The organism is Streptomyces angustmyceticus, from assembly GCF_019933235.1.
Classification (GTDB): Bacteria; Actinomycetota; Actinomycetes; order Streptomycetales; family Streptomycetaceae; genus Streptomyces; species Streptomyces angustmyceticus.
Genome location: NZ_CP082945.1, coordinates 2,675,783 through 2,688,073, shown reverse-complemented (window position 1 = coordinate 2,688,073; position 12,291 = coordinate 2,675,783). Strand labels below are relative to the sequence as shown.

Sequence of the window (12,291 nt, the reverse complement as noted above, 5' to 3'; positions counted from 1 at the left end):
TTGCTGGTCATGCCGCACCTCCGGCGGAGCGGTTGAAGCCGCCGGACAGCTTCGCCTTGGCGCGCTGGAGCGGGGTGAGCGGGAGCTGCCGGCTGGAGCCGCGGGCGTAGTAGCGCTCCAGGTAGTACTGGCCGATGCTCAGCACGGTGGTGGCGATCAGGTACCAGGCGGCGGCGAGGATCAGCATCTCCACGACGACGCCCGAGTCCCGGCCGACGTTCTGCGCGGCCTGGAGCAGGTCGTAGTACTGGACGGCGATCACCAGCGAGGAGGTCTTCAGCATGTTGATGACCTCGTTGCCGGTCGGCGGCACGATCACCCGCATCGCCTGCGGCACGATGATCCGGCGCAGCGTCTTGGCGTGGCTCATGCCCAGCGCGTGCGCCGCCTCGGTCTGGCCCTCGTCGACGGCGTTGAGGCCGGCCCGGCAGATCTCCGCCATGTACGCCGCCTCGTTGAGCCCGAGGCCCAGCAGCGCGCACAGGAACGGGGTCATGAAGTCCGACCACTCGTCCTTGTAGATCGGCATGATGTCGATGTACTGGAAGACGAGGCCCAGGTTGAACCAGAGGAACAGCTGGACGTAGACCGGCGTCCCGCGGAAGAACCAGACGTAGAACCACGCGACGGTCGAGGTGACCGGGTTCTTGGACTGGCGCATCACGGCCAGGACCACGCCGCCCACGATGCCGATGATCATCGAGAGCACGGTGATCAGCAGGGTGTTGCGCAGGCCCTTGAGGATGTCCGCGTTGAACATGTACTGGGGGATGGCGTCCCAGTTGACGTTCCCGGCGGCGAAGGCCCGGCCGAGCAGGGCGATCAGTCCGAGGACGACGATCGCCGCCACCCACCGGCCGTAATGGCGGACCGGGATGGCTTTGATCGGCTCGGGCTGGGGCGGCGGAGCGTCCGCCGGCGGCTGGGCCGACTTGTCGACGTCAACTGACACGGGTGTTGCCTTTCAGCGTTCGGCGGGAGGTGCGCGGAGCTAAGGGGCGGGTGCGCGGCGGCTCAGGAGCCGCCGTTGAGCTCCACCTTCTTGACCGCGGCGTCCTTGACGTCCCACTTGTCCAGGACCTTGGCGTACGAGCCGTTCTTGATCGCGAGTTCCACCGCGGCCCGGAGCGCGTCACGCAGCCGCTCCTGGCCCTTGGGGACCGCGATGCCGTACGGGGCCGCCTTGAGCGGCGCGCCGCCGACCATCTGGAAATCCTTGCCGTGACCGGAGACCTTCACCGCGTAGGCCGCGACCGGGTAGTCGCTGGAGACGGCGTCCACGCCGGCGGTGCGCAGCCGGGTCTGGGCCTCGGAGTCGTTGTCGAACGCCTCGATGGAGATCGGCTGCTCGCCGTTCTTCTCACAGGCCTTCGACTTGTCCTTGGCCAGGTCGTGCGAGACCGTGCCGCGCTGCACCGCGAGCTTCTTGCCGCACAGCGTCTCCCAGCCGTCGATGCCCTTGGTCTTGCCCTTCTGGGTGTAGAGCGAGACGCCGACGTTGAGGTAGTCGATGAAGTCGACGCCCTGGCCGATCTTCTTGCCGGTGTTGCTGTCGATGCCCTCCTGGCGCTCCTTGGTGTCCGTCATCGCCGACATCGCGATGTCGTAGCGCTTGGACTTCAGGCCGCCCATGAGGGTGTCGAAGGTGGCGTTGTTGAAGTTGAGCTTGATGCCCAACGCCTTGCTCATCGCCGCCGCGAGGTCCGGGTCGATGCCGACGACCGCGCCGTTGGAGCGGAACTCCACCGGTTTGTAGGTGATGTCCGAGCCGACCTGGAGCATGGCCTTCTCCTGGACATCCTTGGGCAGCTTCTTGAACAGCGGCGCGTTGACGTCGCGGTTCTTCTTCGCCTCGCGCTTGGCGATGGCGGCGTCCGTCTGGTCGCCGCAGGCGCTGAGCAGCAGCAGCGAGGCGGCGACCGCGGCCGCCGCGGCCGCGGCTGTGCGAGACCTGCCGATGGCCGTGCGACGGGTGGTGCGTGCGGTCATGCTGATCCTCCTGCGGATGGAGAAGCCGACGTGGCGAAGGGCCGGGGGCACACCGTCGAACGTCGCGACCTCGGTTGGTGACGGAATCCTGCCATCCGGGCTCCGGTATTCGGACTGTCGTAATGGTCAAAATCGGATAACGGACGGAGAAGGCGAGGTGGCGCCGTTGTGCGGCAAGGGGAGCACCGGCCTCCGCCCAACCCGGGGCTTCCCGGCCCGATCCGGGCGTCTCGGAATCCGGACCGTGGGGGGATCGCCCTTCTGAGTTTTTTGTGCATTTCACGGTTATTGTCGGATCTCTGAACCCGAGGGTAAGGAATCTGACTCGTCGGGGCGCGCGCCCGTCGGGTAGAAAGGTGCGTTACACCCCTCATCCGGGGCTCAGGGCGCGTGTGCGGCGCGCCCGGCGTCCGTACCTCCCCGCGCGCGGCGGCCATCCGCCGTGCACGGCGCGGACGCGGTGCCCGCCCACCCCTCAACCAGGGAGTGGCCACCCTCAGCAGATTTACGAATAAAAGGGGTAAGACAAGTGGCAGCGGAGATCGTCAATCCTCGCAGCGACAGCAATACCGGCACGGGCACGGGCAGTGCGCCCGACGATGCCTTCGACCCGGCTTTCGCGCTGCATCGCGGCGGCAAGATGGCCATCGAGGCGACCGTTCCGGTCCGCGACAAGGACGACCTGTCCCTCGCGTACACGCCGGGCGTCGCCAAGGTGTGCAGCGCCATCGCCGAGCAGCCCGAGCTCGTTCACGACTACACATGGAAGTCCCAGGTCGTCGCCGTCGTCACGGACGGCACGGCGGTGCTGGGCCTGGGCGACATCGGCCCGGAGGCATCCCTCCCCGTGATGGAGGGCAAGGCCATCCTGTTCAAGCAGTTCGGCGGCGTCGACGCGGTGCCGATCGCGCTCGGCACCACCGACACCGACGAGATCGTCGAGACCGTCGTCCGCCTGGCACCGTCCTTCGGCGGCGTCAACCTGGAGGACATCTCGGCGCCGCGGTGCTTCGAGATCGAGCGCCGGCTCCAGGAGGCCCTGGACATCCCGGTCTTCCACGACGACCAGCACGGCACCGCCGTGGTCACGCTGGCCGCGCTGCGCAACGCCGCCAAGCTGACCGACCGGTCGCTCGGCCAGCTGCGGGCGGTGATCTCGGGCGCCGGTGCGGCAGGCGTCGCGATCGCCAAGATCCTCATCGAGGCGGGCATCGGGGACGTCGCGGTCTGCGACCGCAAGGGCATCGTCTCCGCCGACCGCTCCGACCTCACGGACGTCAAGCGCGAGGTGGCCGGCTTCACGAACAAGGGCGGGCTGACCGGTTCGCTCCAGGACGCGCTGGACGGCGCCGATGTCTTCATCGGTGTCTCGGGCGGCACGGTGCCGGAGGAGGCGGTGGCGAAGATGGCGAAGGACTCGCTGATCTTCGCGATGGCCAACCCGACCCCGGAGATCCACCCGGAGATCGCGCACAAGTACGCGGCCGTGGTCGCCACCGGGCGCAGCGACTACCCGAACCAGATCAACAACGTGCTGGCCTTCCCGGGCATCTTCGCCGGTGCCATGCAGGTGCGCGCCAGCCGGATCACGGAGGGCATGAAGCTCGCCGCCGCCGAGGCGCTGGCCGCCGTCGTCGCCGAGGAGCTCAGCGCCGACCGGGTCATCCCCTCGCCGTTCGACGAGCGGGTCGCGCCGGCCGTCACCGCCGCCGTCGCGGCCGCCGCCCGCGCCGAGGGCGTGGCGCGCCGCTGACCTCGCCGCCACCGACACGCGACGGGCCGGGCCCGCACCCCACACGGGTGCGGGCCCGGCCCGTTGTCCCGGCGCGGCGCGGTGCGTGTCACACCCCTGCGCGGTACCGCGGCGCCCCGCCGCGGCCTACGTTGGGATCATGTTTGCTGCCTATGCCGCCCGCATCGACCGTGACCAGCCGCTGAACGGCCTCGAATTGGGGGAGCGCCCGGCCCCCGACGTACGCCCCGGCTGGACGACCGTCAACGTCAAGGCCGCCTCCCTCAACCACCACGACCTGTGGTCGCTGCGCGGGGTGGGCATCACCGACGACAGCCTGCCGATGATCCTCGGCTGCGACGCCGCCGGGGTGGACGCGGACGGCAACGAGGTCGTCCTGCACTCCGTCATCGGGCAGACCGGGCACGGCGTCGGCCCCGCCGAGAAGCCCTCCATCCTCACCGAGCGCTACCAGGGCACCTTCGCCGAGCAGGTCACCGTCCCGGCCTGGAACGTGCTGCCCAAGCCGAAGGAGCTGTCCTTCGAGGAGGCGGCCTGCCTGCCGACCGCCTGGCTGACCGCCTACCGGATGCTGTTCACCAACGCGGGCGTACGGCCCGGGGACAGCGTGCTGGTGCAGGGCGCCGGCGGTGGCGTCGCGACCGCCGCCATCGTGCTGGGCGCCGCCGCGGGCCTGCGGGTCTTCGCCACCAGCCGGGACGAGGCCAAGCGCAAGCGCGCGCTGGAGCTGGGCGCCGAGGCGGTGTTCGCGTCCGGCGAGCGGCTGCCGCGGCGGGTGGACGCGGTGATCGAGACGGTCGGCGCCGCCACCTGGTCGCACTCCGTCAAGTCGCTGCGTCCCGGCGGCAGCCTGGTCATCTCGGGCGCCACCAGCGGCTACACCCCCAAGAGCGGCGAGCTCAACCGGATCTTCTTCCTGGAGCTGAAGATCGTCGGCTCCACGATGGGCAGCAAGGAGGAGCTGGCGTCGCTGCTCAGCTTCTGCGCGGCCAAGGGCATCCGGCCGGTCATCGACTCGACGCTGCCGCTGGACCGGGCGCGCGAGGGCTTCTCGAAGATGGCCGAGGGCGAGCTGTTCGGCAAGGTCGTGCTGACGGTCTGAACCCTGGCGCGGGACCGCTGGTGTCCCGTGTGACGCGGATGAGGCGAGGAGGAGCCGGCGCGTGCGGATTCTGCGGGCGGAGGGGCGCCGTGCCGCGCCGTGGAGCAACGGCGGAGGGGTGACCCGCGAGGTCGCCGTCGAGCCGCCGGGCGCCGGCTGGGAGACCTTCGCCTGGCGCGTCAGCCTGGCGGACGTCACCCGGGACGGGCCGTACTCACCGCTGCCCGGCGTCCGGCGGATCCTCACCGTCGTCGAGGGCGCCGGGCTGGAGCTGACGGTGGACGGCGTCCCGCGGCTCCTGCCCGGACGCCACCGCCCGTTCGCCTTCCCCGGCGCCGCCGCCACCGGCTCCCGGCTGCTGGACGGCCCCGTCGTCAACCTCAATGTGATGCTCCGGGAGGGGCGGGCGACGGCGACCGTGGAGGTGGCGCGGGGGAGCCGGGTGGTGTGGCCGGACGACGGCGGTGCCCGTGACGGCGGCGCGGGCGACGGCAGCGCCGACGGGCCGGACGAGGTCCTGGTGGTGGCGGTCGAGGGGCCCGCGCTGATCACGGCACCCGGCGCGGAGGAGGCGGAGTTGGCGCGGTTCGACGCGGCGCTGCTGACGGCGCGGGACGCGGCCGCCGCCGGGCTGCGGACGGACGGCACGGCGGTGGTGATCGCCCTGTCCACGGCCGGTTCCGCGCGTCCTTGACCGGCCCCGCCCGTCCTTGATTCGCCCTGCGCGTCATCGACAGGTCCCGCGTGTTCTTGGCCGTCCCCCTCCCCGTGTCCGTAGCACCTCTCCGTGTCCGTAGCGCGTCGCGTGTCAATGATGGTTGACGCGCCGTCTGTGTCAACGTAAATTGACAGCCATGACCGAAGCAACGGATCTCGCCGAGCGGGCCGGTGACCGGGACCCCCGGGTCGGGCTCCGCGCCGTGGCCGCGCTCCGCCGGCTGCTGGAGCAGCTCGAAGCCGTGCAGGTGCGCAGCGCCCGTGCGAAGGGCTGGTCGTGGCAGGAGATCGCGGCGGAGCTGGGGATCAGCCGGCAGGCGGTGCACAAGAAGCACGGGAGGCGCTGATGTTCGAGAAGTTCACGGCCGGGGCGCGTGCGGTGGTGCGCGGGGCGGCGGAGCAGGCGGACCGTACGGGCAGCGGCACGGTCGGCGAACCGGAGCTGCTGCTCGCACTGCTGGACCGTAGGGACTCACCGGCCGCCGCGGTGCTCGGCGCGCTCGGTGTCCACGAGCGGCGGGCGTCGGTGGTGGACGCCCTCGCGACGGTGCGCCGGCGCGGCGGGGTGTCCACGGCCGACGCGGCGGCGCTGGCCGGGCTCGGGATCGATGTCGACGCGGTCGTGGCGCGGGTCGAGCGGCAGCACGGGGTGGGCGCGCTGGCCGCCGACGGACGGGCCGGGCGCCGCGGGCGGCTGCGCCGGCCGTTCACCGCGGAGGCGAAGTCCGTGCTGGAGCGGGCCCTGCGGATCGCGGTCGGCCGCGGTGAGCGCTGCCTCGGCGACGAGCATCTGCTGCTGGCGCTGGCCGCCGGGCGCGGACCGGCCGCCGCGGTGCTCGCCGATCACGGGGTGACCCACGGCGAGGTGGTGCGGGTGCTCGAGGAGTCCCGGGGGCGGCGCGCGAGTTGAGGCGGCGGGTCGCCCGGTGCGGCGGCTGAAACGCGCTACGGGTAGCCGACCTTGACCGTTCCGATGCCCAGGGTGCTGCGCCGGGGGAGGTAGCCGGCCTCGAACACCGCGCCCACGACGGGGTGGAGGAGCTGCGCCAGCCGTTCGGCGCGGGAGTGGCCCAGCGCCCGCCACGGACCGGCCGCCAGCCGGTCCGTGGTCCGCTCGATCGCCCCGCGTTCCGTCCGGGCGCGCTCGGTCGCGGTGCCGTCCGGGGCGATCCAGCCGCGGGCGGCGAGGCGGTGCCGGGCGTCGCGCCACTCCTGAGCGCTCCAGCCGCGCCCCGCGAAGTCGGCGGCCGGCGCGGCACCGACCGCGGCGAACGACACCAAGGCCTCGCACGGATCGAGCCCGCAGGTCAGCAGCGCCGCCAGATGGCCGTCGCCGCGGTGTTCGCGGAGCACCGTCGCGGCCTGCCAGAGCACCAGATGCGGGGCGTCCGGCCACGGCAGATCGCGGTTGGCGGCGGCCAGCGGCCGGGCGGCCGGGCCGGCGTTCTCGGCGGCCTGCCGGGCGAGCCGGGCCGCCTCGGCGAGCTGCGCGGCGCTCAGCCGGCCGCCGGTCAGGGCGGTCAGCGCACGGTCCATGGCCAGCAGCCGCGCGTCCAGGACCTTGGCCGGGTCCGCGACGGTCCAGATCCGCGGGAGGTACCGGGCGATCATCCGCGGGCTGAAGCTGTAGTACGTCGCGGCCACCAGCTCGGGGCCCGCGGCGCCCAGCGGCGCTGTGCGCCAGGCGAAGTAGCTGGGCCAGCGGGAGGACACGTCATGGCCGAGGCCGGCGGCGACCTGGCGGGCTTCGGGGGCGAAGTACAGCGTGGCGTGCAGCGGCTCCAGCAGGTGCCACATCCGGCGGGCGACCGAAGGGTATTCCGACATCGCTTTACCTCATGGCCTTCACGATGCGTGCGCAGACAAGGGGGGCGGGACCGTGGTCCGCAGCACGGCCGTCGGCCCGCGGCGCCGGGCGGCCGGGGCTCCCCGGAGGCCGGTGCCGGGTGAAAAGCCGTGCGAAGTAGTCACTTCCCCGATTACGCCGCGTGAATCCAGGCCGCAGATGACAACTGTCCGTAGTTGGAGCGGGGTTGGGTCCCACCGGTTCCGGCCGCCGCGGCCGGGAGGCGCCGGCGTCCCCCGGTGCGCCGGATATTCGATCGAGTCCGGGCGGCCTCCGTGCGTAGGGTGCCCCGGCCGACGGCCCACGGGGGGCCATTGCGTCTGTGAGAGGAAGCGCCGCATGCCGTACCACGGATGGGCCGACGAGGGGTTCGGGGCCTTCGCCGACGAGTTCGCCCGCAACTTCGCCGAACGCGGTGAACTCGGCGCCGCGGCAGCCGTGTTCGTGGACGGCCGCAAGGTCGTCGACCTGTGGGGCGGTGTCGCCGACGACCGGACGGGGCGCCGGTGGGCGCGGGACACCGTCCTTCCCGTCATGTCCCTCACCAAGGCCGTCGTCACCATCCTGGCCCACCAGCTCGCACAGGAAGGGGAGTGGGACCTCGACGCCCCGGTGGCGGACTGCTGGCCGGAGTTCGGGCGGCACGGCAAGGAGCGGATCACCACCCGGATGGTGCTCGCCCACACCGCCGGAATCCCGCTGGTCGAGCGGCGGTTGGCGTTCGAGGAGCTGACCGCCTGGACGCCGGTGATCCGCGCGCTGGAGGAACAGCGGCCGCTGTGGGAGCCCGGCACCGCGTTCGAGTACCACGCCCATGCCTTCGGCTTCCTCGTCGGCGAGGTGATCCGGCGCCGCACCGGCCGTACGCCCGGTGCCCGCTTCCGCGAGGTCATCGGCGACCCGCTGGGGCTGCGCACCTGGATCGGCGTGCCGCCGCAGGAGGTGCCGGGGATGGCGCGGCTCGTCGAGGCGGCGGACCGGCCGGCGCTGCCGAGCGCCGACCTGCTGCCGATGCGGGCCCTGACGATGAACGGGGTCGTGCCCTTCCCCGGACTGGACGACCCGCACGGCTACAACTCCCCCGCCCTGCTGACCGCCGAATTCCCCGGCGCGGGCGGCGTCTCGTCGGCGCGCGGTCTGGCGGCCCTGTACGCGGCGGTCGCCACCGGCCTGGACGGCGGGCCCCGGCTGCTGTCCCGGGACACCGTCACCGACGCCGTCCGGCAGCTGTCCGGCGGGCCCTCCTGGTCCGGCTTCCCGGACCTCGGCGCGCGCTGGGGGAGCGGCTTCCTCCTCGACTCGGCGTTCCGCCGGCTGCTCGGGCCGCGCTCCTTCGCCCACAGCGGCGCGGGCGGCCAGTTCGCCTTCGGCGACGACGAGTTCGGCGTCGGGTTCGCCTACACCGCCAACCGGATGGGCGGCCGCGGCGACCAGCGCGCCGAACGGCTCATCGAGGCACTGCGCTCGTGCGTCGGGGCGCCGGAGGTGGCGGGGGCCGGGGGCTGAGCCGACGGAGGGGCGGCGGGCGCGCCCCGGGAGGCGCCCGGCCGCGTGGCGGGGGTGTGTTTCCCAAGGGCGCCCGGCCTGCGCGGCGTGGCGGGGTGGCGGCGGCCGGGGTGCCGGTTCCGGCCCACAGGTCCGGGGCAAGCCGCGCCACCCCGGCCGCCCAGCCCTTCCGTCCGCCTCGTCCGCCCCGCCCCCTCAGTCCTCCCGCCCTCCATTGCCCCCGTACCGCTCCGGGTGGCGCAGCAGGGCGCCGATGTGGGCGGCGGTCGCGGAGAGCCGGTGGCGGGACTCCTTCAGCTGCTCGGCCGTGACGCCGTGATCGCGGGCGGCGTCCCTCAGGTCGTCGCGGAAGCGGTCCAGCAGCCGGTCGAAGTCGCGGGCCGGATCGTCGCCCGCCGGCTCCCCTGCCCACTCCGGGGCCGGGGGAGACGCGGCCGCCGGGCCCGCCCCGGGGCCCGCCCCGGGGCCCGCCCCGGGGCCCGCCCCGGGGCCCTCCTCGGGGCCCTCCTCGGCCAGGTCGACACGCTCGACCGTCACCCGGGTCCCGTCGTCCGCCCGGTCCCGCCCGGCGCCCTGCGGAGCGTCGCCCCGCCCGGCGCCGGACGGGCCGCCGGTGAAGCGCCCGGCCTCGCGGGACACCTCGGACAGTGCCTCGCGCACCGCCCCCGACCAGTCGCCGGACCGCACCGCCTCCTGGGTCTGCTCCTGTACGCGCCTGATGACCCGCTGGACCTCCTCGCGCGCGAACACCTGGGCGTCCCTGGCCTGCTTACGGGCCCGCTGGGCGTCCTGCCGGGCGCGGCGGCTCTCCTCCTTGGCCCGCCGGGCCTGCTCCTTCCACTCCTCCCTGGCGCGCCGGAAGTCCTCCTTCGCCTGCCGCCAGGACTCCTTGTCGCCGAACGCGGCGTCGAGGTAGTCGGCTGCCTCGGCGAAGTGCCGCCCGGCCGCGTCCCGCTCCGCGTCCGGCGCCCCGCCGTCCTTCCGCCCCGCCTTCCCCGGCGTCCCCGCGTCCTTGCGGGCCTGCTGGGCGGCCTCCCGGATCTCGCGGCGCAGATCGCGCGCCGAGCCGCTCACGTCCTCCCGGATGTCGGAGGCCAGCGCGGCGACCGACTCGCGGATCTCCAGTTCGAGGTCGGCCAGCTCGCCGCCGCGGTCGGCGAGTTCGGCGCGTCCGGCGTCGGTGATCGAGTAGACCTTGCGGCCGCCCTCGGTCGCGTGGGTGACCAGGCCCTCGGCCTCCAGCTTCGCCAGCCGGGGGTAGACCGTGCCGGCCGAGGGGGCGTAGAGGCCCTGGAAGCGCTCCTCCAGGAGGCGGATGATCTCGTAGCCGTGCCGCGGCGCCTCGTCCAGCAGCTTGAGGAGGTAGAGGCGCAGGCGGCCGTGGGCGAAGACGGGGGGCATGCTCAGAGCACCTTCTTCCCGGAGGGCGGGCCGGCGGGGGAGTCGTCGTGCGGGCCGGGGGCGGGGCCCGTTCCGGGAGCGGCGGCCCGGCCGCCCCCGTCCTCGGCGGCGGGGCGGCGCAGCAGGGCCAGGCCGCCGGAGACGGTGGTGACCTTGAGGGTGCCGCTGCCCGCGCCCAGCGAACCGGTGATCCGCTTCGCGCCCCACTGACCGCTGACCCGCAGGTCGTCGAAGGCGTTGGAGACCGTGCCGCTCGCGGTGTTGGCCTCGACGGTGGCGTCGGCGGGGTCGGGCAGCCGGATGGCAACCTCCCCGGAGACCGTCGTCAGCGCGATGTCGGCGTCCTGCCCGGGGTCCAGGTCGAGGACCATGTCGCCGCTGACGGAGTCGGCGTGCACCGCGCCGCCCGCGCCGTCGACGACCGTCAGATCGCCCGAGACGGAGTGGAAGCGCAGCGCGCCCCTGACCGACTGGACCTCGACGTTGCCGGAGACGGTGTCGGCCTGCACCTCGCCGGTCAGTCCGACCAGCGTGCTGTCGCCGGAGACGCCGCGGACGTCCGTGCGCCCCGTGATGCCGGAGACCATCGCGGCGGCGCCGACCACCCCGACCTCGACGCGGGTGGCGGCGGGCACGGTCACCGACACCACCGCGCTGCGGTTCCACCCCTTGCGGTCGAAGAACTTCAAGAAGCCCTTCCACGGGAGGTCGTCATAGGCGACCGACAGGGTGCCGTGCGTGCACGAGACGGTCAGCGGCGGGCCGTGCAGCTCGCTGATCTCGACCCGGGCCGGGCCGTCGTCCGTGGTGCCGACGACGTTGACCGTGCCGTTGACCAGGCGCACGGTCACGGCGTCGAAGGGTTCGGTGATCTCCAGCGTGCGTGGTGAGCTGACCTGCGTCGGTCGGTGCGACCACTCGGTCCCCGTGGACATGCCTGCCTCCCCTGGACGGCTGCAACGCAACATATCGCGTTCACTTCACACACGATATATCGCGGATGGGGCAAGTCAAGTGCCGTGTTCGGGGGTGTGTCCCATGTGCGCGCTGTGCCGTGCGTCCTTGATCTTTCCGGGTGCGGCCGGCGCAACCGTCCGGTGCGGTGCCGGCGTCCTCGGGGGTGTCCATCGATGTCGTGGCGCATGCCATGGAGGAGTCGAACACGTGCGTAAAACAACGGGGTTGCTCTCGGTTCTGATGCTCGGTGCCGCGGTGGCCGGGCCGGTCGCGTCGGCACAGGCCGCGCCCGCCCCCGCTCCGGTCTCCGCCGCCGCGAGTTGTCACAGCCTGGTCGTCAAGACGAACTCGGCGAACGACAAGGCGCTGTCGGCCGACCGCGCCCACAGCTACAAGAAGGCCATCGGCCACAACCAGGCCACCCAGAAGTACGCCGTCCAGGGGCAGGGGGCCTGCCGGCACGCGCGGCACGCGGAGGAGATCCGGGACGCGCTCCGTGCCGCCCAGCAGGGGGCGCGGAGGGCCGAGCTGAACAACAAGCGGGCCCACGCCGAGCACGACGCGCGGGCCGGGCGGGCGGCGTTCAACGATGAGGAAGACGTGAAGATGCGGATGCGCAACGCGCTGCGCTACGTCTGACCCGGGACTGTTCGCGTACGGCCCGCCGCCCGCGCGGCGGTGGGCCCTGCGCACGGGAAGTCGCGCGGCATCCGCCGCGCAGGGCCGGCCCGCCCCGTACGCCGGGGCGGGACCGGACCGCTACTCGTCCTCGTCCTCGTCGTCCAGCCGGGCCAGCCAGGTGGCCAGCCGCTCCACCGGCACCTCGAAGTCCGGGTTCAGGTCGACGAACGTACGCAGCTGGTCGGCCACCCAGCCGAGGGTGACCTCCTCCTCGCCGCGCCGGTTCTCCAGCTCCTCGATGCCACGGTCAGTGAAATACACGCGCTCTCCACCAGGGGTCATGGGTCATTCCCGGCCAGGATAGGCAGGCTCACGGACCTCTCGCGCCACAGGCGGCCG

13 protein-coding genes are annotated in these 12,291 nt (G+C 73.1%); 7 read left to right on the top strand and 6 right to left on the bottom strand.

All coding sequences use genetic code 11. The annotated features are described in order from the left end of the window. Positions 1-7: 7 nt before the first annotated feature. Together K7396_RS12035 and K7396_RS12030 are read right to left on the bottom strand one after the other, a co-directional pair. Positions 8-952: an amino acid ABC transporter permease gene (locus K7396_RS12035; protein WP_086720714.1), complete on the bottom strand. Its 945-nt coding sequence runs from the start codon at positions 950-952 to the stop codon at positions 8-10. A gap of 62 nt (positions 953-1,014) precedes the next feature. Continuing rightward, entirely contained in the window at positions 1,015-1,989 is a 975-nt protein-coding gene (locus tag K7396_RS12030; protein WP_086720713.1) for an ABC transporter substrate-binding protein, read from the bottom strand. Between the two features lie 529 nt (positions 1,990-2,518). Here K7396_RS12030 and K7396_RS12025 point away from each other — a divergent pair. The 5 genes from K7396_RS12025 to K7396_RS12005 all read left to right on the top strand — a co-directional run bounded on the left by K7396_RS12025 (position 2,519) and on the right by K7396_RS12005 (position 6,471). Next, positions 2,519-3,742 (top strand): NAD(P)-dependent malic enzyme, encoded by a 1,224-nt coding sequence (locus tag K7396_RS12025; RefSeq protein ID WP_086720712.1) that lies wholly within the window; start codon positions 2,519-2,521, stop codon positions 3,740-3,742. A 139-nt stretch (positions 3,743-3,881) separates the two neighbouring features. Then, positions 3,882-4,844 carry a zinc-binding dehydrogenase gene (locus K7396_RS12020; protein WP_086720711.1) on the top strand — a complete coding sequence of 321 codons (963 nt, stop codon included), beginning with the start codon at positions 3,882-3,884 and terminating at the stop codon, positions 4,842-4,844. A 61-nt stretch (positions 4,845-4,905) separates the two neighbouring features. After that, the gene (locus K7396_RS12015) at positions 4,906-5,538 is read left to right on the top strand and encodes a HutD/Ves family protein (RefSeq protein ID WP_086720710.1); all 633 of its coding nucleotides are present in this window, start codon (positions 4,906-4,908) and stop codon (positions 5,536-5,538) included. Between the two features lie 160 nt (positions 5,539-5,698). Beyond that, positions 5,699-5,908: a helix-turn-helix domain-containing protein gene (locus K7396_RS12010; protein ID WP_086720709.1), complete on the top strand. Its 210-nt coding sequence runs from the start codon at positions 5,699-5,701 to the stop codon at positions 5,906-5,908. Further along, complete coding sequence (locus tag K7396_RS12005; protein WP_086720708.1) at positions 5,908-6,471, top strand: Clp protease N-terminal domain-containing protein; 564 nt, start codon at positions 5,908-5,910, stop codon at positions 6,469-6,471. The genes K7396_RS12010 and K7396_RS12005 overlap by 1 nt, the downstream gene beginning before the upstream one ends. A gap of 35 nt (positions 6,472-6,506) precedes the next feature. Here the strand turns inward: K7396_RS12005 and K7396_RS12000 are convergent, their stop codons facing one another. Continuing rightward, a complete protein-coding gene (locus K7396_RS12000) occupies positions 6,507-7,388 on the bottom strand; it encodes an SCO6745 family protein (protein WP_086720707.1) in 882 nt (293 codons plus the stop codon). A 358-nt stretch (positions 7,389-7,746) separates the two neighbouring features. Between K7396_RS12000 and K7396_RS11995 the strand changes: the two genes are divergently transcribed. Continuing rightward, entirely contained in the window at positions 7,747-8,913 is a 1,167-nt protein-coding gene (locus K7396_RS11995; protein ID WP_152104577.1) for a serine hydrolase domain-containing protein, read from the top strand. A gap of 195 nt (positions 8,914-9,108) precedes the next feature. Here K7396_RS11995 and K7396_RS11990 read toward each other — a convergent pair whose 3' ends face one another. Beyond that, positions 9,109-10,314, bottom strand: a complete 1,206-nt coding sequence (locus K7396_RS11990) for a PadR family transcriptional regulator (RefSeq protein ID WP_152104578.1) — start codon at positions 10,312-10,314, stop codon at positions 9,109-9,111. A gap of 2 nt (positions 10,315-10,316) precedes the next feature. Continuing rightward, positions 10,317-11,249 (bottom strand): DUF4097 family beta strand repeat-containing protein, encoded by a 933-nt coding sequence (locus tag K7396_RS11985; protein WP_152104579.1) that lies wholly within the window; start codon positions 11,247-11,249, stop codon positions 10,317-10,319. A 229-nt stretch (positions 11,250-11,478) separates the two neighbouring features. On the opposite strand from K7396_RS11985, the gene K7396_RS11980 reads away from it, so the two are divergent. After that, positions 11,479-11,910, top strand: a complete 432-nt coding sequence (locus K7396_RS11980; protein ID WP_143589121.1) for a hypothetical protein — start codon at positions 11,479-11,481, stop codon at positions 11,908-11,910. 120 nt (positions 11,911-12,030) lie between these two features. On the opposite strand, the gene K7396_RS11975 is transcribed toward K7396_RS11980, so the two are convergent. Next, the gene (locus K7396_RS11975; RefSeq protein ID WP_030081126.1) at positions 12,031-12,213 is read right to left on the bottom strand and encodes a DUF6104 family protein; all 183 of its coding nucleotides are present in this window, start codon (positions 12,211-12,213) and stop codon (positions 12,031-12,033) included. Between the last annotated feature and the right edge of the window lie 78 nt (positions 12,214-12,291).